General features: G+C 64.6%; 22 protein-coding genes and 1 pseudogene. 8 read left to right on the plus strand and 15 right to left on the minus strand.

All coding sequences use genetic code 11. The annotated features are described in order from the left end of the window. Positions 1–72: 72 nt before the first annotated feature. The 3 genes from M2432_RS25170 to M2432_RS25180 form a co-directional block, all read right to left on the minus strand. Complete coding sequence (locus tag M2432_RS25170) at positions 73–831, minus strand: hypothetical protein (RefSeq protein ID WP_280829570.1); 759 nt, start codon at positions 829–831, stop codon at positions 73–75. Between the two features lie 17 nt (positions 832–848). Next, positions 849–2,216 (minus strand): toll/interleukin-1 receptor domain-containing protein, encoded by a 1,368-nt coding sequence (locus M2432_RS25175; protein WP_280829571.1) that lies wholly within the window; start codon positions 2,214–2,216, stop codon positions 849–851. A 136-nt stretch (positions 2,217–2,352) separates the two neighbouring features. Continuing rightward, positions 2,353–2,880: a hypothetical protein gene (locus M2432_RS25180; RefSeq protein WP_280829572.1), complete on the minus strand. Its 528-nt coding sequence runs from the start codon at positions 2,878–2,880 to the stop codon at positions 2,353–2,355. A 462-nt stretch (positions 2,881–3,342) separates the two neighbouring features. Here M2432_RS25180 and M2432_RS25185 point away from each other — a divergent pair, with 462 nt between their 5' ends. Then, complete coding sequence (locus tag M2432_RS25185; RefSeq protein WP_280829573.1) at positions 3,343–4,704, plus strand: NAD(P)/FAD-dependent oxidoreductase; 1,362 nt, start codon at positions 3,343–3,345, stop codon at positions 4,702–4,704. Between the two features lie 10 nt (positions 4,705–4,714). On the opposite strand, the gene M2432_RS25190 is transcribed toward M2432_RS25185, so the two are convergent. Both M2432_RS25190 and M2432_RS25195 read right to left on the minus strand, forming a co-directional pair. Next, on the minus strand, positions 4,715–5,893 hold the full coding sequence (locus tag M2432_RS25190; RefSeq protein ID WP_280829628.1) for a sensor histidine kinase: 1,179 nt from the start codon (positions 5,891–5,893) through the stop codon (positions 4,715–4,717). Between the two features lie 11 nt (positions 5,894–5,904). Beyond that, positions 5,905–6,546 (minus strand): response regulator transcription factor, encoded by a 642-nt coding sequence (locus M2432_RS25195; protein ID WP_280829574.1) that lies wholly within the window; start codon positions 6,544–6,546, stop codon positions 5,905–5,907. 218 nt (positions 6,547–6,764) lie between these two features. Between M2432_RS25195 and M2432_RS25200 the strand changes: the two genes are divergently transcribed. Continuing rightward, the gene (locus M2432_RS25200; protein WP_280829575.1) at positions 6,765–7,001 is read left to right on the plus strand and encodes a hypothetical protein; all 237 of its coding nucleotides are present in this window, start codon (positions 6,765–6,767) and stop codon (positions 6,999–7,001) included. Positions 7,002–7,084: 83 nt separating this feature from the next. On the opposite strand, the gene M2432_RS25205 is transcribed toward M2432_RS25200, so the two are convergent. From M2432_RS25205 to M2432_RS25215, 3 genes and pseudogenes are all read right to left on the minus strand, one after another. Then, complete coding sequence (locus M2432_RS25205; protein ID WP_280829629.1) at positions 7,085–7,759, minus strand: zinc-dependent alcohol dehydrogenase family protein; 675 nt, start codon at positions 7,757–7,759, stop codon at positions 7,085–7,087. Positions 7,760–7,843: 84 nt separating this feature from the next. Next, a pseudogene (locus M2432_RS25210) lies at positions 7,844–8,095 on the minus strand (alcohol dehydrogenase catalytic domain-containing protein); the annotation flags it as partial. A 37-nt stretch (positions 8,096–8,132) separates the two neighbouring features. Continuing rightward, entirely contained in the window at positions 8,133–8,597 is a 465-nt protein-coding gene (locus M2432_RS25215; RefSeq protein ID WP_280829576.1) for a hypothetical protein, read from the minus strand. A gap of 399 nt (positions 8,598–8,996) precedes the next feature. Here M2432_RS25215 and M2432_RS25220 point away from each other — a divergent pair, with 399 nt between their 5' ends. Both M2432_RS25220 and M2432_RS25225 read left to right on the plus strand, forming a co-directional pair. Beyond that, positions 8,997–10,220: an acyl-CoA dehydrogenase family protein gene (locus M2432_RS25220; RefSeq protein WP_280829630.1), complete on the plus strand. Its 1,224-nt coding sequence runs from the start codon at positions 8,997–8,999 to the stop codon at positions 10,218–10,220. Next, positions 10,220–11,032, plus strand: coding sequence for a tyrosine-protein phosphatase (locus tag M2432_RS25225; protein ID WP_280829577.1), 813 nt, complete (start codon positions 10,220–10,222; stop codon positions 11,030–11,032). Before M2432_RS25220 ends, M2432_RS25225 begins: the two co-directional genes overlap by 1 nt. A 374-nt stretch (positions 11,033–11,406) precedes the next feature. Here M2432_RS25225 and M2432_RS25230 read toward each other — a convergent pair whose 3' ends face one another. Next, the gene (locus M2432_RS25230; RefSeq protein ID WP_280829578.1) at positions 11,407–12,045 is read right to left on the minus strand and encodes a hypothetical protein; all 639 of its coding nucleotides are present in this window, start codon (positions 12,043–12,045) and stop codon (positions 11,407–11,409) included. On the opposite strand from M2432_RS25230, the gene M2432_RS25235 reads away from it, so the two are divergent. Next, positions 12,017–13,246, plus strand: a complete 1,230-nt coding sequence (locus M2432_RS25235; RefSeq protein WP_280829579.1) for a PGRS repeat-containing protein — start codon at positions 12,017–12,019, stop codon at positions 13,244–13,246. The two genes, M2432_RS25230 and M2432_RS25235, sit on opposite strands and share 29 nt — an antisense overlap. A gap of 69 nt (positions 13,247–13,315) precedes the next feature. Here the strand turns inward: M2432_RS25235 and M2432_RS25240 are convergent, their stop codons facing one another. The 6 genes from M2432_RS25240 to M2432_RS25265 form a co-directional block, all read right to left on the minus strand. Further along, the gene (locus M2432_RS25240; RefSeq protein ID WP_280829580.1) at positions 13,316–13,798 is read right to left on the minus strand and encodes a DUF456 domain-containing protein; all 483 of its coding nucleotides are present in this window, start codon (positions 13,796–13,798) and stop codon (positions 13,316–13,318) included. 28 nt (positions 13,799–13,826) lie between these two features. Further along, positions 13,827–14,792: an NADPH:quinone oxidoreductase family protein gene (locus M2432_RS25245; protein WP_280829581.1), complete on the minus strand. Its 966-nt coding sequence runs from the start codon at positions 14,790–14,792 to the stop codon at positions 13,827–13,829. 3 nt (positions 14,793–14,795) lie between these two features. After that, the gene (locus tag M2432_RS25250; protein ID WP_280829582.1) at positions 14,796–15,659 is read right to left on the minus strand and encodes an SDR family oxidoreductase; all 864 of its coding nucleotides are present in this window, start codon (positions 15,657–15,659) and stop codon (positions 14,796–14,798) included. 132 nt (positions 15,660–15,791) lie between these two features. Beyond that, a complete protein-coding gene (locus M2432_RS25255; RefSeq protein ID WP_280829583.1) occupies positions 15,792–17,192 on the minus strand; it encodes an aldehyde dehydrogenase family protein in 1,401 nt (466 codons plus the stop codon). Positions 17,193–17,271: 79 nt separating this feature from the next. Beyond that, the gene (locus tag M2432_RS25260; protein ID WP_280829584.1) at positions 17,272–18,204 is read right to left on the minus strand and encodes a class I SAM-dependent methyltransferase; all 933 of its coding nucleotides are present in this window, start codon (positions 18,202–18,204) and stop codon (positions 17,272–17,274) included. 17 nt (positions 18,205–18,221) lie between these two features. After that, entirely contained in the window at positions 18,222–18,857 is a 636-nt protein-coding gene (locus M2432_RS25265; RefSeq protein WP_280829585.1) for a TetR/AcrR family transcriptional regulator, read from the minus strand. A gap of 342 nt (positions 18,858–19,199) precedes the next feature. Between M2432_RS25265 and M2432_RS25270 the strand changes: the two genes are divergently transcribed. From M2432_RS25270 to eccE, 3 genes are all read left to right on the plus strand, one after another. Then, positions 19,200–21,359 (plus strand): FUSC family protein, encoded by a 2,160-nt coding sequence (locus M2432_RS25270; protein WP_280829631.1) that lies wholly within the window; start codon positions 19,200–19,202, stop codon positions 21,357–21,359. Between the two features lie 208 nt (positions 21,360–21,567). Beyond that, on the plus strand, positions 21,568–22,914 hold the full coding sequence (gene mycP / locus M2432_RS25275; protein WP_280829586.1) for a type VII secretion-associated serine protease mycosin: 1,347 nt from the start codon (positions 21,568–21,570) through the stop codon (positions 22,912–22,914). After that, positions 22,911–24,308, plus strand: coding sequence for a type VII secretion protein EccE (gene eccE / locus M2432_RS25280; RefSeq protein WP_280829587.1), 1,398 nt, complete (start codon positions 22,911–22,913; stop codon positions 24,306–24,308). The genes mycP and eccE overlap by 4 nt, the downstream gene beginning before the upstream one ends. Positions 24,309–24,316 lie beyond the last annotated feature (8 nt).

The raw sequence follows: 24,316 nt of genomic DNA on the forward strand, positions 1-24,316 counted from the left end.
AACTCCTTGGGATACGGCTTGGACACGATGACATCCTTTCAGCCCAGCTCTGAAAACTAGGCAGATCAGGTGTCACCTATTCGTGCAGCAGACCCTATGTGCAGCAGGCTCATACACAGCGGCGTACGCTTCGTCGGCGTCCAGGCGCCGAAGTCTCTGCCGAGATCGACCCAGCGTCGGAATCAGCCGGCGCCATCCCTCAAGGTCGGGAAGGAAATCTTCGCGCAGACTGATCAACAGCTTGTAGTCGCGCGATCGCAGGTTGAATTGTTGTGCCACCACCTCGTCGGCGTCGATCCGCGTAGCCAAGTCGGCTGGAATTCGGTTCTCAGCCAAGTCACCGAACTCAATTCGAAAAGCGTTCACCAGATCGGGGACCTGCTTACCGAGGGTGAACAGTTCCTCGAACTGATCGAGCACGATCACCGGTATCAGGGGATGGTTTCTGCGGCTCCATAGTTCAAAATCCTTGCGATGCAAGTATTCCCAGACCGACTCCGAATCCGACGGCAACAGGGCGTCTGAGGCGTCAGCCTTGATCGACTCACTGACAGCATGCTGCAGCTGGCGGGCGAGCGGTTCCGCACCGGGTTTGAGATCGAAACGGATATGAATAGGGAGAAAGTGATGCGCACGCAGCGACGGGAACAGGCCGGCTTGCAGCAATGACGTCTTACCGAAGCCGGAACGCCCGTACAAGACCGTGACCGGATTGTCGATCACACGGATTTGCAGCTCTGCGATTTCGCTATCACGCCCGAAGAAGAACGCATGCGCATCTTCTGCGAACGATTCCAGTCCTGGCCACGGGTTACCTCTGTCGAGTTTCACGGCTACCGCTCCATCGCTCAGGCCGCGCCGGTTCGATACGCGTCGCGAATTGCCGAGGTGAGCATCGCTTTCAATCCGTCATCAGGGTCACCGCCTGGGGCCCACCCAAAGTCAAGATCGTGGAATCCGGGCAGAAGATTCGGATAGCTATTTGGGTCTCCGTTGTAGTCCTCGTCGATCACCACCGGCACAATGAAGCTTCGTCCGACGATGGAGCGTGACCGCTTCAGAGCTTGGTTCCACTCGTTGTAGACGAAGCCCTCGTCCACGTCCTTCATGTTCGCGGATATGACTGCGATGAACAGCCGTGCCCCTCGAATCTGGGTCCACACTTCCTGCTCCCACTTGTCACCCGGGCGTATCCCATCCTCGTCGAACCACACTTCCCCGCCCAGGTCGCAGATCGCGTTGCGCAATCGCCGTGCGGCATCGATGTCCTCGCGCATGTAGCTGATGAAAACCTTGGGATCCCCCGACTCCAGCTGAGCCGTGGCATGGGCCATGGGACGGCACTTCGGAGTTCGCCGCGCTTCCCATCGGGAGCGCAACTGTGCAACGAACTCCACTGGGTCCATGTCCGTTTGCTCGACCAACCCCCGACGGCAGTAGGTGCCAAAGAAATTCGAAAGGGACGGTTCACGCGAGCTTGTGCAGCCGGCGAAGAAGAATTGGCTGCGTTCCAGGGATAGCCTTGTTTCGCTGGACATCCGCAACAGAAACCGTCCGAGCCAATCGGGAATCTCACAACCTATGAACAGGATTGGCTGATGCTTCAACCGATGGGCGATCCAGTCGGGCAGGCTGGCGGTGTCGCTGACCAGCGAGTGCATCCACTCAAGCCGATCCTCATCGTGAATCGCATACTGGGGCGTCGAGGAAGCTTGGCCGAACAGATTGAGCACGACGGTATCGGTCGTAGGTTCTCGCGCATTCAGCGCTTGTTGGTTGGTGGACTGGTTGAGAGAGAACGCGAGTTGACGCACGCCTGGCCGGCCATTGAATCGGACCTCGTTGATCGCCCTTGCAAGCAATTGGTCAGGCGTCGTACTGACCAAGAAGCGAAGGTCATCAATCGCGGCCAGATCGCGAAGCCCGTCGCCGGGGAGTGGATCGAGTTCGATGATGATGTCGTTGATGACTCGATACAAGCGCTCGGCCTCATCCGCGCCACGCTCCCGCAGATACGCTTCCACCGCTTCACCCGTGGCTATGTCACCGGGCGGTACGTCCAGGTGAAAGTGTTCCGCGACGCGTTGACCAATGACCGTCGTCAACGTCCGCTCGGCGCCACCGACGTTGACAATCGCCAGATCAGGTCCAATAACAGGTACTAGCACCTGCTGCCTGATGTGAGAGAGCAGGTCGTCCCAGAAATCCTCGTCCATGCTCACCCACCCCAACCAGCTCGGGGTGGCCAAAGGCCTGGTAGTCGCGCCATAACGTCATAGTGCGCCGCACCCGCGGCAAAGCATTAGGGTAGACAGCTACTTGAATTTCGCCGGTGACCGCCCAACGCCGCCATTAATTCAGAACAATCACCAGGTACCCCGCCACATACATGAGCGCGAACAGCACCGGTATCCAGTTCTCGATGTGCGAGAGTGGCCAGTAACGTGCTCGCCCTGCTCTTTCAGTCAACGCCCACCACTCGGCTCCCCAGGGCGAGGCAGGCAACCGCTCCTCCAGCGCGCCCACTACGTCGTATTTGGCGGTGTTCAGCAGACGGTAACCACGAACCAGGTAGAACCACGCAAAGCATTCGCCGAGTAACGCCACGAGTGGAATCGCCAGCCAGCCAGCCTTGTCGCCAACCTGCATTTTGGTGACGGCAGGGAAAAGCCCGACCAGCGCAGTGTTCAGCGTCAAGAAATAGGAGTTTGCCTGGCCGCGGCGGGCGCTGATGCGGTCGGCCATCTCAACATAAAGCTTGTACTGCTCCAACAGCGCACTGTCATAAGTGTTGGTCTCGGAACTCGTGGCAGCCATTCCCGACGAGTTGCTGTTAAACAGTCTGCGGGACAGCTCCGAATCTGGACCAGCGTCGGGCATTTTGGGCCTCTTTCGTGCGTAAGACGCATGATGGTATAGACGTATCGGACCGAAAGCACCGTATCCCGATTTCAGCTGAGCGGGACCCAAAAGGCTGCGCGGGATTTCGCGCCATTCGTGAAAGTCCGAATTTTTCAACGAATCTCACGTTCGAATTACGCACTCTATCCCCGCGACTGCTCGCGTCGCCGGCCCTTGCAGAACGGGTAGTCGACTACTCGTGTGTCAGCCACCTTCCGCTGCAACAGTTGGACTACACACCGGGTGCAGTCCCCGTCGCGGGCCTGTCGGCAGGAAGTGGATTCGTGGCTGAGCTGTCTAGAACTTCCAGAAGATCATCTCCAGCCAGAAATTCCTATAACCGTTTCCCTCAACGGGTCTCGCCCGCAATGGGAGCCATCCTCAGCCCGTAACCGCGCGTAAGCGGCCTTACGCCGTCGCCATCGGTCTACCCTGGTGGCAATGGGCAACGAGCGCACCAAGGTGTTGATCGTCGGCGGCGGCTTTGGCGGACTGTTCTGCGCGCGCAGACTGGGCAGTGCTGATGTCGACGTGACTGTCCTGGACCGCACTGCCGGTCACCTGTTCCAGCCCCTGCTCTATCAATGTGCCACCGGCACGTTGAGCATCGGACACATCAGCCGTCCACTCCGCGAAGAATTTGCCCGCCACCGCAACGTCACCATCTTGCTCGGCGAAGCGCTCGACCTCGATCCCGAGGCTCATGTGGTGACCGCGCTGCGTCCCGACGAAACCACGTTCACCGTCGACTACGACGTGCTCGTCATTGCCGCCGGAATGCAGCAGTCCTACATGGGCAACGAGCATTTTGTGCAGTGGGCGCCGGGGATGAAGACCATCGACGACGCCCTGACCATCCGCCAACGACTGTTCACCGCGTTCGAGATCGCCGAGACCCTGCCGCCCGGTCCGGAGCGTGACGAGTGGCTGACGTTCGCGGTGTCCGGCGGTGGCCCCACGGGAGTCGAACTGGCTGGGCAAATCAGGGAGATGGCGACCCGGACCCTGGCGCACGAATTCCACAGCATCGAGCCTGAAGAAGCCAGGGTGGTGCTGTTCGACGGCGGTGACCGGGTGCTGAAGAGCTTCGCGCCCGATCTTTCCGACAAAGCCACCCGAGTGCTGCAGAAGCTGGGTGTCGAGCTGCGTCTGGGCGTGCACGTCACCGACGTGCGGCGCGGCGGGTTGACAGTCACGGCGAAGGCGGACGGGAAAACTGAAGACTATGCGGCGCGCACGGTCTTGTGGACCGCCGGCGTGGAAGCGGTGCCGTTCGCCCGACGAGTCGCCCAGGTGCTCGGAGCCACTACCGACCGGGCCGGCCGCATCCAGGTCGGTGACGACCTGTCGGTCCCCGGCCATCCCGAAGTCTTCGTCATCGGCGACTTGGCAGGCCGGGACAACCTGCCCGGTGTCGCCGAGAACGCCATGCAGGGCGGACTGCATGTGGCGTCCTGCGTCCGGCGCGAACTGGCGGGCAAGCCCCGCCGGCCGTACCGGTACCGCGACCTTGGTTCAGCGGCCTACATCAGCCATGGCAAGGCCCTGCTGCAGGTTGGTCCCGTTCGGCTGGCCGGCTTTTTCGGCTGGCTGGGTTGGGGTTTCATTCACATCGCGTTTCTCACCGGACTGCGCAACCGCGTCAGCACGGTGGCTACCTGGTTGGCCACCATTGCGCGTGATGCGCGGTTTCACCGTGCGTTCATGCTCGGCAGCGCCGGCACACCCGAACAGCGCTACACCTGGACCACCAACGACCAACTGCCCGACACCGACACCGAGCCGAGATCGGCCGAACAGTAGAAGTTGGCGGTTACGCGACTCGTTCGGGCGGCGACACCGCAGTCACCCGGGTTCCTCGTCCGGGACGCGAGTCGATGTCTATCGAGCCGCCCATCGCCTCGAATCGGATCGTCAGCGAACCCAGACCGATGTGGCCGTCGGCGACGTACTGGTTGACCTCGGGTTCGAACCCGTTGCCGTCGTCGGTGACCGTGAGCACCACCCGATCGTCGACCCGGCCCAGCTGCACAGTTACCGCCGAAACCTGTGCATGCTTGCCGATGTTGGTCAGCAGTTCGCGCGCCGCGCGGTACAGCAACTGTTCCGAGTCCGGCTTACCCACCTCGTCCAGATCGGCATGGACGCTAAGACCGGTCCGAGATTCGAACTGCCGCAACAACTCTTGTACCGCAGGCGTCAGGCCCAGCTGAGCCAGCACCGGCGGGTCCAATTCGGTGACCGTGGACCGCAGTGCTGTAGCAGTTTCTTGCAACGCCGCATAGACCGCGTCCAACTGTGGGTCCGGGATGCGGCCGCGGATCTCGTCGAGTTGCAGCCGGGCCGCCAGCAGCGTCTGCAGCGGCCCGTCGTGCAGACCTTCGGCCACCTCGCGATTGTGCCGCTCGTCGGACTGCATGGCCTCGGACACCAGCTGTCGACGCATCTCCTGCAGGCTTTGCACCCGAGACTGCCTGCGTGCCAGCACAAAACACAGCACTGTGGTCGCAACCGCCAACCACAGCAGAAAGCCGAAACGGGTATAGACCATGTTCGGCAGGCCGACGCGGTCATCGCGCTCCGAATAGAAGATCCACACCGCCAGATAGCCTGCGGCGGTGAGGATTCCGATGACTCCAGTCATCAGCGGGCGGTCCTGGAACGCCACTGAGATGGGCAGCAGGAAGAAGACCGGCAGCAGGGCTGCGGTTGCACCGCCGGACACCAGGCACAGCGAGAGGATCACCAGTAGGTCAATACCGGTGGACGCCCAGTCAGCCCAGCGTGGCACCGGCCCGCGCAGCACCGCCACCAGCCACACCACCGCGGCAATCGCATACAGCCCCAGAATCACCGCATACAGCTGCGGTAACCAGTGGTCCACCTCCCATATCCAGACCAGCACCGCAATCAGGCAGATCAGCGGCAGCCGCAGCGCCGCCGAGATCCGCGCCGGCTCAGCAGTCAGGTGGTCAGCTGCCCGACGCAGAATCGAATGCACCTCTAGTCCAAAAGTTTTCGGCGCATTGCTTCGGCGACGGCAGCGGCCCGGTCGGCGACGCCGAGCTTCTCATAGAGCCGCTGCACATGGGTCTTCACGGTCGACGGGGCCAAGAACAGCTGCTTGGCGATCGTCGGGATGGTGGCACCGGCAGCGATCAGCTGCAGTACCTCACGTTCGCGGGGACTGAGCACCGGACCTTCAGGTTCGGCCAGTTTGCGGATCTCTCCGGCTAGCCCGGCGGCCAGGCTGGGCGCCACCACGTCACGGCCCTTAGCGCACTCCAGCACCGCGTTGACCAACTCGCTGCGGCTGGACTCCTTGGGAAGAAATCCTGCGGCGCCCTGTTGCAGGGCCCGGAATACGATCGCCGACTCGTCGTGGGCTGACAGCAGCAGCACCCTGGTCGTCAGCCCGTCCCGCTTGACCGCGGCGGCCACCTCGGCACCGTCCAGACCGGGCATGCGGTAGTCCAGCAGCGCTACTTGGGGCGAGTGTTCTCTGATCGCTGTCAGGGCCGACACCCCGTCATCGGCCTCGGCCAATACCTCGATGAGACCGCTGGAGGCAAGCGCACGCACCACCCCGTCGCGGAACATTGGGTGGTCATCGCCGACCACGACGCGGACCTTGTCGCTGGACATATCGCCAGCGTCGCACGGTGCAGCCAGGAGCGCAGGCGATCGCGCAGGAGTTCAACCGACGAGCCACCATGGGGTCCCCCGATCGGTGGACCCGCGATTCCCCCGGCACATGGGCCGATCGCCGGACATACAAAAGACCCGCGCCGCGGCAATCTTGAGTCATCGCCGGAACACTCCGACGCAGGACACCAAAAGTCCACTGACACAGGAGAATTCATATGAACGCCACCCGCATCTTCGGCTTCTCGATCATCTCGGCCGGCATCGTCGGCAGCGCCGCCCTCGGACTGGCCGGCACCGCGGGGGCCACCACGATCGGCGAAGACGTACGGCCGCCCCACGTGGTCGCCACCCCGGACACCAAGGCCCAGCCTGCCCCGCAGGCCATCCCGGGCGCTCGTTGGCACCACGGCGTCTACCACGTAACCGCTCTGGAACCGCACCGCGCACACTGACCCAACCCAGACCAGTCCCTCCCCGCTTTGTCGTCGCGGGGAGGGACTTCGCGGTTTCGAGCGGGGTCATGCGTTGTGTCACCCTAAGATTCGAACACCAGCAGCGGCTTGCCCCCGTGTTGCGGCGCTTCAGCCAAATAGACTGCCTCACTGAATTTTTCGACGGGAAGCGGTTGTCCCTCCGGCACTTGCAACACACCGCTGTCAACGAGCTGAATCGTCCGGTCGATTGCAGCTGCCATCCGATCTCTCGGCGCCTGGTTGAACCAGCGAAACAGCCAGAACCCCCGAACGCTTTTGGTTTCGTAGATTAGTGAACGCGCGAAGACGGGAATCGTCAGTCTGTCGGGTTCGGTTTGGCGGTGCGTCGACAACGCACCATAGACAACTAGCTCGCCGCCCGGTGCCAACGCTCGTGAAACGTCGGCACCCACCTGGCCGCTGACACTGTCCATCGCTTTGGACACGCCCTCGCTGCCGACGATCTCGGCCACCCTCTCGCGCAGATCCTCGTCCTCGGTACAGATCACCGCAGTTCCCCCCAAAGCGAGAATGTCGTCGACAGCAGAGCGACGACGGACCACGTTGATGGTCTTGAAGCCGACGTGCGCTCCGAGCTGGATTACCGACTGCCCCACCGTTGAACCGGCCGCGGTTTGCAACAGCCATTCACCCGGCCGAACATCGAGTTCGTCCCCGGTCAAGATCACGGCGGTCAACGGATTACTGAGAACCTGGGCTGCCGTCGAATCGCTCATGCCCTCGGGTACAGGGAGGACCCGTGTGGCATCGGCAACAACATGCTCCTGCCAGGTGCCCCTGACCCCGACCGTGATGACACGTTGCCCGACGGTCAAACCGTCTGTGCCACTACCGATTTTGTCCACCACTCCGACGGATTCGATTCCCGGCACCGTAGGGAACTCCGGCACGAAGCCGTACCTACCGCGGACCGTGTGCAGATCGCTGGCATGCACAGGTGCAGCCTTGACACGGATCCGGACCTGGCCGGGACCTGGCTCCGGAATCGGGATGTCCTGCAGCTGCAGAACATCCGATGGTTCGCCCAGACTGCTGGCCACAACAGACCGCATGGCTCTCACCTTCCTAACGCTGTGTCGGACACGGCGATTACCCGCGCGGCGGCACCGCTAGCCCATTGCGTGCTTCCATTCCGCGAACGCTGCCCTGGAAGGCTTTTCGCAATGATCCCTTACCGACAGTGCCCAGTACCCATGAAAGCACCTTGCCTTTGAAGTTCTTGCCCTCGCGCACGATCACAACGTCCACGTCAGTCGTTCCGTCAGGCTGACGGGTCAGGTTGTACACATAACCGGACGCACCGCCGAACACATTGGAATCGGTTGTAATCAGCTCCACCAGGTTCGGATCGGTCCAGTCATAGTCGAGACGTTCCCAGATCAGACCGGAACCCTCAGTGACGTCGGCTCGGCCGGGCCCCTGCGAGTGCACCTGAAGGTAGGAATCTGCGCTGTTGGAAAAGACTTGTTCACGGCCCGGACCGAAGTCGGTGAGCCCGGCGACGAATTGATCGGGAGTCAACGTGGTGTTTGCGTGGAATCGAATGGTGGACACTGGTCGGCCCTTTCCGTGTCTGGGGGTTTGGTCCTCGACGCAGCGCGGGCAGCGCCCGCGGTATTCCGGAGTTGTCGGCGATAGCCCGGCCCCCGTGACCCTGGTAGTGACAGGACCACCCTGGGCGGAACCCACTGTCGCTCAGTGGGCGTTGTTCGGGAGGCAACCCCAGCGGAAGGCCCCTCATGACGTCGAACCTGCTCGACTCGGTGCTGGAGGCGCACGGCGGACTCGACCGATGGCGCGGATTGAGGTGACGAATTGATGGTCGCGCTAGACATCAGTGACGCCCACCTGACGCCTGCTGAAGGCCCGTCTACTCGATGAACAGCCCCTGTACATAGCCACGCTTCCACCTGTCTAACCATGTGGCATATCGTGGCCGTCATGGACTTCGCGTTGTCGGCCAAGGCACAGGACTATCAGGACAGACTCACCGAGTTCATGACCGAACTCGTGTTTCCCGCCGAAGCTGAATACGACCGTTATCGGCATGCCGCGGGACCGGACGACCACACCGTTCCGCCGGTGGTGGAGGAGCTCAAGGTCGAGGCCCGTAAGCGCGGCTTGTGGAACCTTTTTTTGCCAGACGAATCCGGTTTGACCAATCTCGAGTACGCCCCGCTGGCCGAGATTTCAGGCTGGAGCATGGAGATCGCTCCGGAGGCGATTAACTGCGCCGCTCCCGACACCGGCAATATGGAGACTCTTCACCTATTTGCCACCGAGCAGCAACGCAAGCAGTGGCTGGAACCGCTGCTCAATGGTGAGTTCCGCAGCGCGTTCGCAATGACGGAGCCGGCGGTCGCCTCCAGCGATGCCCGCAACATCGAGACCACGATGCTGCGCGACGGTGGCGACTACGTCATCAACGGCCGCAAATGGTGGATCAGCGGGGCGGCTGACCCCCGCTGCAAAATCCTGATCGTGATGGGCCGAACCAATCCGGATGCGGCGTCACACCAGCAGCAGTCCATGATCCTGGTTCCCGTAGAAACACCAGGGGTCACCGTCCTTCGCTCGCTGCCGGTGTTCGGCTGGCAGGACCAGCACGGGCACTGCGAGATCGTGTTCGACAACGTCCGGGTGCCTGCGGAGAATCTGCTGCACGAGGAGGGGTCCGGCTTTGCGATCGCGCAGGCGCGGCTCGGGCCGGGCCGTATCCACCATTGCATGCGGGCGCTCGGCGCGGCCGAGCGGGCGCTGGCGTTGATGGTCGATCGGGTACAAAAGCGCGTCGCCTTCGGCAAGCCACTCGCCGAGCAGGGTGTGGTGCGTGAGTCGATTGCCAAGTCCCGCAATGAGATAGACCAAGCCAGGCTGCTGTGTCACAAGGCGGCGTGGACCATCGACCAGAAGGGCAACAAGGCTGCGGCAACCGAAGTCGCGCAGATCAAGGCGGTTGCGCCTCAGGTGGCCTGCAATGTGATCGACCGGGCCATCCAGGTGCACGGTGCTGCCGGGGTCAGCGACGACGTCCCCCTGGCCCGGCTGTACGGCTGGCACCGGGCCATGCGGTTGTTCGACGGACCCGACGAGGTGCACATGCGCTCCATCGCCCGCGCCGAGCTGGGCCGCGAACGCTCAGCACTGGCGGCTGCCGCACTCAAGGCAGGTCATTGATGCGGTCGACGGGTCTGGAGCTGTCCGGCGCATGGAATTTTCGCGACGTCGCCGAGGAGACCGGCATCCTTCCTGGGCGGTTCTTCAGGTCCAGTGAGCTCAGCGGTCTGGACGGTGGTGGCCGAAATGCCCTGTCCCACTTCGGTATCACCGATGTCGCGGACCTGCGGTCGCTGAAGGAAGTCGAGCGGCGCGGCCCCGGCCAGGTGCCCGACGGAGTCGCAGTGCACCTTTTGCCATTCCACGAACTGGCTGCCGGCGCTGCCGCTGAAGGTGCCGAGGCACCGCACGAGCAGACCTTCGAGAAGATGATGACCGACAAGCCGGCCGACGAAGAAGTCGCCGCTGCGGCAGGCCGGTTCATGGTTGAGGAGTATCGCCGCTTCCCCACCCTGCCCGGAGCGCATCTGGCTCTGCGACAAGTGATTTCGATGCTGGCCGATTCCCGGCCGGTGATCGCGCACTGCTTCGCCGGCAAGGATCGCACCGGCTTCACGGTCGCGGTGATGCTGGGCGCCGTGGGGGTTCCGCGAGACGCCATTCTGGCCGACTTCCTGCGCAGCAATGATGCGGTGCCGCAACTGCGCGACAGCATCTTGGAGACCATTCGTACCCGCGCGGGCGAAACCGCCGAGGTGATCACATTCGCCGAGGCACGGCTCACCGAAGAGGTGCTTGGAGTCCGCGAGGAATACCTGCACGCGGCGCTGGGTGTGGTGGATGCCGAGTACGGATCGATGGTGAATTATCTCCATACCATCGGGGTCAGCGCAGATCAGCTGACGCGGCTTCGCGGCGTGCTGCTCGGCTGACGACAAAATAGCTGTATCGGTTAAGAACCAATCAACTAACCCTTGGGTAAAAAATGTGCTGGAATCCCACTATGCTTCACAAAAAGCGAGATTCGGTACCAGCGGTCCCATAGACTCCCAGCCGGTTTCCAGTTTTGGCAAGCTGGATTCGGTGCTAGCTAGGAATTAACTATGAGTGCACAACACCGTGCGACCAGCAGGTCTCAGGCCGCGGTGCCGCGCTATGGGGGCCGCCACCGTGCTCCCCAACCACAGAGCAAGATCCCCACCTACCTCGGGACCAGCGCGCTCACCTTGGGCGTCTGCGCTTCATTCGCCGGCAATAGCGGGATCGCTCACGCCGACTCCAAAAACCACGAGTCCACCTCGACCAATCACAGCAATACTTCGTCGTCGAAACAGACCAGCACCAGCTCCACGCGGAAGGCCACCGACTCGAAGCAATCGAACGCTGCCAAGTCAGCCGGTTCGACCAACTCGATTGGTTCCTCTGGCTCCAAGCCTGACGGGCACTCAGTCTCGGCCCGCGCCAACTCGGCTTCTTCAGCTTCTGCAACGACATCGTCGCGGGCAGTGCACCGTACTTCGGTGGCCGCGACCGCCCCCTCGAGCACATCCACACCGTCGCCCACCACCAGCGCATCCGACACCAGCTCAGCCACTGCGGCTTCGCCGGCGTCTTCGACTTCTGCCGTTCCCCAGACGGCGACCACCACCCCAGCGACCGCCACCCCAGCGGCCGGCACCTCTACGGCTACGGCCACCTCGCCGAGCTCATCCAAGACAGCGGCCACCACGAGTGGCGGCTCGAATTCGGCAGCTTCGACGACGACGTCGTCCTTCTTACAGCAGCTGGCCCAGGCAATCGCGGCCGCCGCACCGAATACAGCCACGACATTGGCTACCACGACTCCGGTTTCTGTGGCGCCTGCAGCCGCCACGACGACGGCCGCCAAGACGACAACGGCGGCGGCTCCCACGAGCTTGGCGGCGACGACATCGGCGGCGGCCACCACGGGCCTGGCGGCGACGACAGCGGCGGCCACCACGAGCACGGCGGCAATAACGGCAGGAACGGTTGTCATCAACGCTGCCCTCAGCACGACAGCCCAGATTGCGTGCAACATCCTCGCCGCAGTAATCAACGGCACCGGCCCCACCCTGCTCAACATCTTCGTTACCCCAGTACCGTTCTCCCTCCAAGACGTAATCACCGCCCTGGTCACCAACTCTTGGGAGGGGCGTGCGCTCGTCGGCAACGGCGCCGACGGGACAGCAGCCAGCCCAGATGGCCAACCCGGTGGGTGGATCATCGGCAACGGCGGCAACGGTTACTCACAGCCCGATGACTCCGGCCTGGCCGGCGGCAACGGGGGTGACGCGGGGCTGATCGGCAATGGCGGCACCGGCGGCACCGGCGCGGCCAGCACCGGGACGTCGAATGGTGCAACCGGTGGGAACGGTGGCGACGCGCTTTTATGGGGCACCGGCGGCACCGGAGGCACCGGCGGCGCCAGCGCTTCTGGGACCGGCGGTACCGGCGGCACCGGCGGTGCCGGTGGGCTGCTCAGCGGCAACGGCGGTACCGGCGGTACCGGCGGCAACGGCGCCATCGGGGGTGCCGGCGGGACCGGCGGTTGGGTGGTCAGCCTCGGACTCGGATACTTCAACGGGGCCTACACCGCCGGCACCATCGTCGGCGGTGCCGGCGGGGCGGGCGGTAACGGCACCGCCGGTGCCGGTGGGGCCGGCGGTACTGGCGGCGTTTCAATCATTTGGGGCTTCGACCAGACGACTTACTTCTTGACTGCGATAGATCAATTCACCGGCATCACCAGCACTGACGCCACCGCTGTCGGCGGAATAGGCGGAGCCGGCGGGACCGGGAGCTTGCTCGGCGGGGCCGGCGGCGCCGGTGGCGATGCTTACAACTTCCTCAGCGCCGGCTCCATCCCCGCGGGAATGGCCATCGGCGGGGGCGGCGGGGCCGGCGGCTCCGCCTCGGGGCTGTTGGATGCCGGTGCGGTAGGTGGCGTCGGCGGCGCGGGCGGCACCGGCTATGCGGTAGATCTATTTCATGCGTCGGGCGGAGCCGGCGGGGTCGGCGGGGCCGGCTTCCTCGGACTTGCAGTGGGAGGCCTCCCCGGCGCCGGTGTGCTAATACCCGACGTTTCACTTATCGGTAGTTGCCTGATATCGGTCTGCTTCGGCTGAGCAAATAGACTGTGCCACAGGCGAACCCGCCCCCGGGTCAGCCTTGAGCTGTCCGGTGCAGGCCCTCGGCTAGGCAGCCAACACCGCGACCGCCCAAGTCACCGCCGCGAGCAACGCGGCGGTGAGTTCGACACCCATCGCCAGCGCCACGCCCTTGATCGCGTGCTTGGTCGACCCCCAGGCCTGGCCCCCGTTATGCACTGCAGCGTATTCGGATACGAATACCCCGAGCACAAATCCGATGGCCATCCCCAGTACCGGGATCACGAAGAAGCCGATGACGCCCAGGATTGCGCCGACCACCAGGCTCCGGGTTGACACATCGGCTCGCTTCATTCGCTGCATGGGCCAGATGAACTTGATCACCTCGGCTGCGACGAAAAGCGTTGCAGCAACGGCCAATACCACCCAGGCGGCGGTTGTCTGCACCAGCAGGGCCCACACCGCTATGGCGGCGAACACCACCAGCCCGCCCGGCAAGATCGGCACCACGACGCACACCAGCCCGATCGCGATGAACAACGCGACCAGCAGCAGCCCTGGCGTACTCATCCGGAAGCCACGTTCGTCGCCGGCACAGTCACGGTTCCAGCACTGCCTTGCCGTGAATCTTGCCGTCCGCCAACGCCTGTAGTGCCGCCGCACCGTCGGACAACGGAAAGCGTACCGGCTCCGGTGGCCGCAGCCCCGCTGCGACCAGGGTGGCCAGGCCGGCACCGATCTCGGCGGCCGTACCCGGCACCTTGTTGACAAACTCTCCGTAGCCGACGCCGACGACGCTGATGTTGCGCAGCAGCAGCCGGTTCACCTTGACGTTCGGAATGCCCTGTCCGGCAGCGAAACCCAGCACCAGCAGTCGACCTTCGGTGGCCAGGACGCGGACCGCGTCGTCAAAAGCGTCACCACCGATCGGATCGACCACCAGGTCCACCCCACGGCCGCCGGTGGCATCCAGGACCGCCTGTCGCCAACCCTCGGCCAACGGCAGCACCACATCGGCGCCCAGGCTCGTCACGAAATCCATCGCTTCAACGCGGTGCACCATGGCAATCACTTTGGCGCCCATGGCCTTTGCAATCTGAATCGCCGCTACGCCGACACCGCCCGCGGAACCGAGCACCAGTACGGTCTCCCCGGCCAGCAGTCCGCCGCGACGAGCCAGAGCGAAGTACATGGTGTAGTAGTTGCCCAACAGGCAGACCGCGGCGGCGTCATCCAAACCGTCCGGCGTGGGAATCACCGAAGTCGGCATCGCCACCGCTTGCTGGGCGTAGCCACCCACCATGGTGAAAGCCGAAACTCGCTGTCCGGCAAAAATACCGGAGTCAGTAGGAGCGGACCGGACGGTGCCGGCGACTTCCATGCCCGGGGTGAATCCCGGCGGCAACTTGAGTTGGTACTCGCCGCGGATCAACAGCAGATCGGGGAAGCAGACGCCGGCGGCGCCGACGTCGATGACCACCGCATCCGAAGAGGCGGGGTCATCGACCTCGACGTAGGCCAGCCCGGATGGACCGGTCAGCGACTGCGCTACAAGCGCTTTCATTTATCAGCCGAGCGAGAAGGTGGCCTGCTGGGCGGCGGACAAGTCGGTGATCTCGCCCCACTTGGCGGCAACCTCGTCGACGCTCGGCACGTGGTCGAACGTGATGCCCTCGTTCTGGAACAGCGCGGTGCGCTGCACCTTGCCGCCACCGACGATGAAGATGGACCCGGTCTCGGGCAGCTCTTCGCTGCACAGCTGCGCGACGACCGGAGCGACGTACTCCGGGGTCAGCTTCTCCAGGACCTCCTTGGGCAGGATGTCCTCGGTCATGCGGGTGGCCGCGATCGGGGCGACGGCGTTCAACTTGATGTTGTACTTGGCGCCTTCCTGGGCCAGCGTGTTGATCAGACCGACCAGGCCCAGCTTTGCGGCGCTGTAGTTGGCCTGACCGAAGTTGCCGAACAGACCGCTGGTCGAGGTGGCGACCACGACACGGCCGTAGGCGTTCTCGCGGAAGTGCGGCCAGGCGGCGCGGATCACGTTGAAACCGCCGTACAAGTGCACCTTGAGCACGGAGTCCCACTGCTCCTGGGTCATCTTGTGGAAGGTGCCGTCGCGCAGGATGCCCGCGTTGCTCACGACGCCGTCGATCTTGCCGAAGGCCTCGATCGCGGTCTTGACGATGTTCTCGGCGCCCTCGGGGTCGGCCACCGAGTCGTAGTTGGCGACGGCACGGCCGCCGGCGGCCTTGATCTCCTCGACCACATGGTCGGCCATGTTGTGGCCGGCACCGGTGCCGTCGCGGGCACCACCGAGGTCATTGACCACGACGCAGGCGCCTTCGCGGGCAAGGGTCAACGCGTATTCACGCCCCAGGCCACCACCGGCACCGGTGACGACGACGACGCGATCCTGCACTCCGGGCATGGGATTCCTCTCTAGACAAACAAACCGTTACTGCCCACCGCGGTGGGCTCCCCTTGTGTATACGGCGGGCCGTTGACAGCCCGTCATCCGGGTCACCTCAGGCTCAGCCACGGCGCCCGGCACCCGGCCGAGCTAGAAGAACTTACGGGCCAGCTTCCACGCCTTATTGCTGTACGGCGGGTAGATCAAGTTGGTCAGGTCTGGCCGGGTCGGCTTGGTCATCACCGACTTGCAGTGACTGAACTCCAGGAAGCCGTACTTGCCGTGGTAGGCGCCCATACCCGACGGGCCGACGCCACCGAACGGCAGCTTGGACGTCGACACCTGGAACACCAGGTGATTGACCAGCATGCCTCCCGCGGGCACCTCCCGGATCACCTTCTCGCGCACAGCCTTTGCCTTGGTGAACAGGTACGCGGCCAGCGGCTTGGGCCGGGCGTTGACGAATCGGATGGCTTCATCGATGGAGCCGACGGTGATGATCGGCAGGATCGGGCCGAAGATCTCCTCGGTCATCAACGGCGCGTCCAGGGGCGGGTCCACCACAACGGTCGGCTCGATGGTCAGCGTGGCGGCATCCGACCCACCGCCGATCACCACCTGCCCGCCGGTGCTGCCCAGATATCCACTGAGCCGGTTGAACTGGCGCTCATTGACGATCGGCATACCGGCGGGGTCCTCCGCTCGGAACGTTTCGATGGCCTCACGGACCTTGCTGACGAAGCGATCTTTGACGGACGCCTCGACAATCGCGTAATCCGGCGCGACACAGATTTGCCCCGAGTTGACCAGCTTGGTCCAGGCGATGCGCTTGGCCGCGATGTCGACGTCGGCATCGGCGGCGACGATCACGGGACTCTTACCGCCCAGTTCCAGAGTGACCGGGGTCAGATGGGGGGCAGCCGCCGCCATGATCTTCTTGCCGATCTCGGTGCCGCCGGTGAACATGATCCGGTCGAAGCCCTGTGCAATGAGTTCCTGGCTGACCATGCCATCGCCCTCGACGACCACGATCGCGTCGGTGTCCAGGTAGCGCGTCACCAGCTCGGCCATCAGGCGCGACGATGCCGGCGCGAGCTCGGATGGCTTGAGTACCACTGTGTTTCCCGCGGCGAGCGCCCCGACCAGCGGGCCAAGGGTCAGATAGAACGGGAAGTTCCACGCGCCGATGATCAGCACGGTGCCGTAGGGCTCGTACTCCACCCAACCGCGGCCGGGCAGTTGCGAACGCTCCAGTAGCCGGTATCGGCGCTTGGCCCACTTCTCGACGTTCTTGGCCGCGTCCTTGGCCTCGGCGATAGTGCCCACACTGTCGGCCAGCCAGGCCTCGAAGGGTTTACGGCCCAGGTCGGTCTCCAGCGCCTTGGCGATGGCGGCTTCGTTCTCCTCCATCGCGCGGGCCAGCGCCAGCAGTTGCTTCTTGCGCCAGGCCAGATCCCGGGTGCGGCCAGTGGCATAGGTTTTCCGCAGGCCGGCGACGACCGCGGGAATATCCACCTGTGGTGCGACGGGAACGACTGAGTCGGTAGTCATGACGGTGTCCTTACGTGAGCCAGGCGACACCAAATCCTAACCAACCACCCGGTTGGTTTGAAGGGCTTGGGGGCTCACTTCAGTTCTTCAGCGCTGTCACGAAATTCGAGAACGCCTTGTCGTCGGTGGTCTCAAGTTGGACCCACCGGCCCAGCCGACGCATCTCGTCCTGCGAAGTCACCGACTGGGACGTCCAGCCGTGCGCGTCCAACCACTGCCCGACGTCGGCGCGGTCGGGATCGTTGTACATCAGCTCCTGCACATCGACCCGCTGCTCAACGCCAATTTGGTTGGCGAACTGCTCGAAGCGCTCGCGCATGCGCTGGCGCCGGTCGTCCGCGTGCTGCCCGACGGTCTCCACCGCAATCCGGCTGCCTGGCGCACTGAGCGCGGTGACGTTCTCGAACAACGTGTCCTGGGCGTCGGCCGGCAGGTACATCAACAGGCCCTCGGCCAGCCATGCTGTCGGCGCGGAGGGATCAAAGCCTGCTTCCCGCAGCGCCTTCGGCCAGTCATGCCGCAGGTCGACCGGTAATTGCTTCAGTTCGGCCTGTGGAGTCACGCCATGCTCTTGCAAAGTCTGGGACTTGTACTCCAGCACCTTGGGCTGGTCGATCTCAAAGACCGCAGTGCCGGCAGGCCAGTCCAGCCGGTAAGCGCGGGAGTCCAACCCCGAGGCCAGGATCACCACCTGGCGGATACCGGCCGCACTGGCGTCGGCGAAGAACGCATCGAAGAAATGGGTACGCACCGCCTGGTAGTTGCCCATGTGTTCGAGTACCGCTGCCACCTCGGGGTCAGCGCTGGCCACCCTGTCGCTGAAATCGCCGTCCAGGATGGTTTCCCACACGCCCGTACCAGCGCCGGCGATCAGAATCTTGGCGTACGGGTCACGGATCAGTGCATCGTCGCGCTCGGTCTCGCCGGCGCGCGCGGCCGCGACCATCACTGCGGTCGATCCGACGCTGGTTGCGATGTCCCAGGTGTCGTCATGCGAACGCATCGTGCTCACGGGCCACTCCGTTTGGGTCAGTCGGTGATCTGCCAGAGCTTGTTGGCCAACAACAGCTCCAGGCGCTCGACGACCGCAGCCGCTTCGCGCTCACTACCAACATAACCCGCGTAGAAACCCATCCCCCACAGCACCGCGACGAGCATCTCGACCAGGGTCTCGACATCGGTATCGACGGTCAGCTCACCACGCTCGATGGCATCGGCCACCGCCCAGGTCATGAACTCGCGGGAGGCCGTCAGAGGATTGTGCTCTTCCTCGCGCAACTCGGGGTGCCGCTGCGACTCCAAGATCGAGGTGACCAGGAATGCCGCCGCCCAGCGGTCCTTGGTATCGGCCTGGATGGTCGAGACGAAGAAGGCCGACAGCCGCTTGAGGAAGGTCGGCTCATCCTCGGCCCGGCGACGGCCCGCGGCAACCACCGCCTCGCTGGTCTGATCGAGCACCTCGCGGTACAGCACACGCTTGTTGACGAAATAGTGGTTAATTGCCGGTCGGGTCAAATCCGCGCGAACGGCGATCGCCTGAAAAGTGGCGGCGTCGTATCCGAGTTCGCTGAAAACCTCACGTGCTGCATGCACGATGCGCTCACGGGTTTCAGCGGCCTTAGCTGCGGGCGGTCGACCCGGACCGCGCGTTGCAATGTACGGCATCGTCAAATTGTGCCACAGATCTCGGGGGGCTCTGGCGGCCACGTCAACACAGAGACGCCCTCACCTCCGCCCAGCAAATTTGCCTACTAATCGATGCGAATTGCGGATCTCTGCGCCAACGCGCGAACACTCCACCCCCGCACCGGGTTCCGAGGAGCCCGCCCCAAACACCCCCCGAAACCGCGGTCTTGCTGATGCGCGTCAGTGCAAGTAGGGGCAACTAGGGTGAATTGGCATGACACACGTGTCCTCACACGAGCTGCGCCCGCGAGTCCGCTCCGGACACGCCGGACGGAGTCCGGCACCACATGTTGCCCGGTGCCCCGCGTCGCTGACGCCCTGATGCAGTTGTGGGACCGCGCCGCCGCTCGACTGCGGGAACGCGACCCTGAATACGACGCTGCCCGCCGTGCGGCACGGGCTGCACTGACGCTTCCGGTAGTGGCTGCGATCGGAGTCGGCGTCGGGCGGCATCTCGGCGGCACGCAGGTCACCATGTTCGCGATCTTCGGTGCCGTCGCCCTGCTCATTGTCGCCGATTTTCCAGGCAACCGCGCGGCACGCGCGCTGGCCTACAGCGGTCTGGGATTCAACGGTGTGGTTCTGATCACTTTGGGAACTTTGGTAGCTCGACACCCGTGGCTGGCCGTCTTGACGACGTTCGTCGTCGGCGTCGCAGTGATGTTCGCCGGGGTGCTCAGTGAGATCGTCGCAGCCGGCCAGCGCGCGACCCTGATGACCTTTGTGCTGCCGATCTGCACACCGCCTGGTCCCGTCGGCGAGCGGTTGCTCGGCTGGGCGATCGCCTGGGCTGTCGCGGTGCCCGCCGCGCTGCTTGTGTTCCCACCCACTCATCACGACGACCTGCGCAAGCACGCAGCCCAGGTGTGCCGCACGCTGGCCGCGCGACTGGAGGGGTCGGCCACCGCACATCAACTCGACGAGGCGATGGCGGCCTTGCATGACAACTTCATCGGCGCCGACTTCCGTCCCGTTGGACTGACCGCGGGCAGCCGGGCGCTGGTGCGAGTGGTCGACGATCTGCAGTGGCTCTGCGATCAGGTCACCGACGGCACGGCGACGCTGCTGGCTGCCACCCGCGGGCCCACCATCCGGGTGCTCAACGACTGCGCGCGGGTGCTGAGCACCTCCCGTGGCAGGTCCGGAACGGAGGATCGAGCCCGCTACCGCGCCGACCTCACGGCCGCACTGGCCGACCACCGCACCGCAGCCCACGGCCGCTATCGCGAAGACATCACCGAAATCCTGGACCAGCCGGACGATCTGCTGGCAGTGGCAACTGGCCGAAAACTGCTGCGGCTGAGGACATTTACCGCGTGTATCGGCGCGACAGGGCGGGTGATCGGACTGGCCGCCGACGCCGACGCGCGCCCGGTGTGGGCACGGGTGCTGGGCCGGCACTTGCCCGAATCCGGCATATCCGACCGGGTGCTGTCCGAATCTGAGGCCGTCGCCGCCATCCCGTCGGGATTTGTCACGACCGGCGCGGTGGTGGTGCGTACCAGCCTGCGCACCGGGTTAGGTCTGGCGGTGGCGGTCGCCGTGACGCATCTGTTCCCGGTGCAGCACGGGTTCTGGGTGGTACTGGCGTCATTGTCGGTGTTGCGCAGCAGCGCGTTGACCACCGGAACCCGAGTTATGCGTGCGGTCGGCGGCACGGTGATCGGCTTCGTACTGGGCGTCGCGTTCATTCAGGTAATGGGCGTGGACCCCGTTGTGATGTGGTTGATGCTGCCCGTGGTGGCGTTCGGTTCGGCGTATGTGCCCAACGTCTTCTCGTTCGTGGCCGGCCAGGCCATGTTCACCATGCTGGTGTTGATCAACTACAACCTGATCAGCCCGATCGGCTGGCGAGTGGGACTGCTGCGGTTGGAGGACGTCTTGGTTGGCGCGGCGGTCGGTGTCGTGGTTTCGGTCCTGCTCTGGCCTCGCGGGTCGGGTGCAGCTGTGTCCAGGGCATTGGATGCTGCCTGGGCGGTCGGTTCGGATTACCTCACCGCCGCGGTACGACGGGTGACACGCGGAGCCTCCGAGTCCGCGACCGACCGGGTCAATGCACTGAGCCACAATGCCCTCACTGTGACTCGGACCGTGGATGACGCTGTGCGCCACTATCTTTCCGAAAGCGGCGGGGCCAGCGAGCAACGGGCCCCGACCGTCCGAGCAGCCAACGAGGTGGTCCGGCTGCGCGCCGCCGCCGACCTGATCGCCGACGTGGTGCCGCCGCCGTTGTCGGCATACCCGACAGTCCGGACCATGCTGGAGGCACGCACCGCGGCGATCTGTGCGGGCGAGAGCAACCCAGACCCGATCAGTGATGGTTTCGCCCTGGCCCTCCGCGCCGAGGCCGCCGGCCAGAAGCTGGCCGTAGAGGCCGCACTACCGCTGGTGACCGTCGCTGCCAGCCTCGGAGCATTGGAGTTGCTGAGCGTTCCAGCCGCGGCCCCCAGTGGGCACGGTGCGCCCAGCGCCGTCACATGACTTGCGCCGCCGGCCACGCACGCCGGCCGGCCTCGGCGCCTACCGGCAAGAATCCGCGTTGAGGCGGCTGAGGGCACCATTAAGATTGCCGTGTGCAGTTGGCTATAGGGGCCGTTGCGGCAGCGTATGCAGCCACAACGGATGTTTATTTGCAGCGGGGGATCCAGTTCGCGACGAGCGGTGACCCCTATTTCGGGGGGCCCGGCTCATGCGTCGTCTAGTAGCAGTAACCGCGGCAGTTCTCATGGCGGTGGCCAGCGCGCCGCCGGTGCTCGCCGTAGAGCCACCCGCCATCGACCCCGTTGCAGTCCCCCCGGATGAAACCGGCCCCGACCAGCCAATGGAGCAGCGCAAGACCTGCCAGACTCCGGCAGTAGCCCCCAACTCGAATTTCGCCGACAAGCCTTGGGCGAACGACTACCTGCATATCGCAGAGGCGCAGAAATTCGCCACCGGCGCCGGGATCACCGTCGCGGTGATCGATACCGGCGTCAACGGCTCGGCCCGGGTTCCGGCCGAACCGGGCGGCGATTTCGTCGACAAGGGCGGCAACGGCATGTCCGACTGCGACGCGCACGGCACTCTGACCGCGTCGATCATCGCCGGCCGGCCGGCACCGGGTGACGCATTCGTGGGCATGGCGCCCGATGCCCGCATCCTGTCGCTGCGCCAGACCTCGGAGGCGTTCCAGCCGACAAACGCGCGTACCGACCCAAACGACCCCAACACCACCCAGACCGCAGGTTCGCTGCGCAGCCTGGCCCGGGCCATCGTGCATGCCGCGAACCTCGGTGCACAGGTGATCAACATCAGCGAGGCCGCCTGCTACAAGGTGACGCGCGCCATCAACGAATCGGTGGTCGGCTCGGCCATCGCGTACGCCGTGAACATCAAGAACGCCGTTGTTGTGGCCGCGGCCGGTAACACCGGACAGGATTGCTCGCAGAACCCGCCGCCGGACGCTGGAGTCCCATCTGACCCGCGGGGCTGGAAGCAGGTGCAGACCATCGTCTCGCCGGCTTGGTACTCGCCGTTGGTCCTCACCGTCGGCGGCATCGGGCAGACCGGTCAGCCCAGTAACTTCTCCATGTCCGGGCCGTGGGTCGGCGTGGCTGCGCCCGCCGAGAACGCGGTCGCGCTGGGCTATGAGGGCAACCCGGTGAACGCACTCAACGGGCAGGACGGCCAGGTGCCCATCAACGGCACCTCGTTCGCCGCGGCTTACGTGTCGGGACTGGCGGCACTGCTGCGCCAACGCTTCCCGGACCTGACCGCAGCACAGGTCGTCACCCGTATAACCGCCACCGCGCGGCACCCGGGCGGCGGCGTGGACAACTACGTCGGGGCTGGCGTCATCGATCCAGTCGCCGCACTGACCTGGGACGTTCCGGCCGGCGCCAAGCAGGCCCCCTACCAGGTCAAGAGCATCCCGCCGCCGGTGTACAACCCGCCGCCGGACCGCGGCCCCATCACGATGGTGGTGGCTGGCGGAGCAGCACTGATCGTGTTGCTCGGCCTCGGCGCCGTGACCCGCCGGGCGCTGAGGCGCCGATGAAGGAACTGTTCGGGCTCTTCGGGTTCCGCTTCACCACCGGACACCTGCTCTGGGCTGCAGTCATGGTGCCCGCGGCGGTGCTGACCTGCATTCGTGGGCACCTGCTGTGGCTGGGCATCGTGCTGGGGTCTCTGATCGCGCTGTTCGCCATCCTGACCATCCGCGGCCGGCGCCTGACCGGCTGGATCGCCGCCCTGTTCTCCTGGCGGCGCAGGCACAAGGTGGCCCCGCCCGCGCCCTCGGAATCCGCAGTCGGCGCCACTGTGATGCCCGGCGATCACGTCGCGGTCCGCTGGCTGGGTGATCACCTGGTGTCCCTGATCGGACTGGTGCCCAGGTCATTCACCCCGACGGTGATCGTCGCTGGTGAGGCCTTCACCGACGACAACATAAACACCCGGTTGGTCGAAGATCTGCTGACGGCTCACGCCCCGGATCTCGAAGCCGACATCGTCTCGTCCGGCTACCGCGTGGGCAAGACCGCGCCGTCGAGCGTCGTCGCCCTGTACGAACAGGTGATCGGCCCCTATCCGGCACCGGCCAATCGCAGGACGTGGATTATGTTGCGCGCCAAGCCCGAAGAGACCAGGAGGTCGGCGCTGCGCCGGGATACCGGGGTGTCGGGCCTGGCCGCGTATCTGGTGGCCAGCACGACCCGGATCGCGGACCAGTTGGCCAGCAACGGCATCGACGCCCGTTGCGCCCGCAGTTTCGACGAGTTCGACCGGGCCACCGAGATCAGCTTCGAGCGCGAAACCTGGTCAATGGTCAAGGGGCGCAGTACTTTTACCGCCGCCTACTCAGCTCCCGGTGGGCCTAATGCCTGGTGGTCGGCGCGCGCCGATCACACCATCACGCGGGTGCGCGTTCGTCCCGGCGAAGCACCCACCGCAACCGTGCTGCTGACGACGCTCGCTACCCCCACCACACCACGCGGGTTCTCCTGCCTGTTCGGCGGCCAACGGGCGGCGCTGAATGGGTTGAGTCCCATCACCGATCGGCATTACGAACTTCCCATCGGTTCGGCCGGCGTGCTGGTCGGTGAGACCGCCGATCGCTACCCGGTATACATGCCATTCGACAACGTCGACGCCACCATCAATCTTGGTGACGCCCATATGTTCACCCAGTTCGTGGTGCGCTCCGCCGCTGCCGGAGCCGTGGTGACGCTGGCGCCGCAGTTCCGCGACTTCGCCGGGTTCATCAATGCCCGGATCGGCAACGTGCCCAAGATCTCCTGGCCAAATTCGACCACCTACCTTGGTCCGCACCCCGGAATATCTCGAATCCTGTTGCGACACAACTTCATTGACACTCCGCGGCATCGGCAGCTGCCAATCCGGCTGATCAACCCGCGTGAAGAGAGCCGATTCCAAGTGGCTCTGGAGAAGTAGGGGGATAG

Source organism: Mycobacterium sp. OTB74, from assembly GCF_029892685.1.
Lineage (GTDB): Bacteria > Actinomycetota > Actinomycetes > Mycobacteriales > Mycobacteriaceae > Mycobacterium.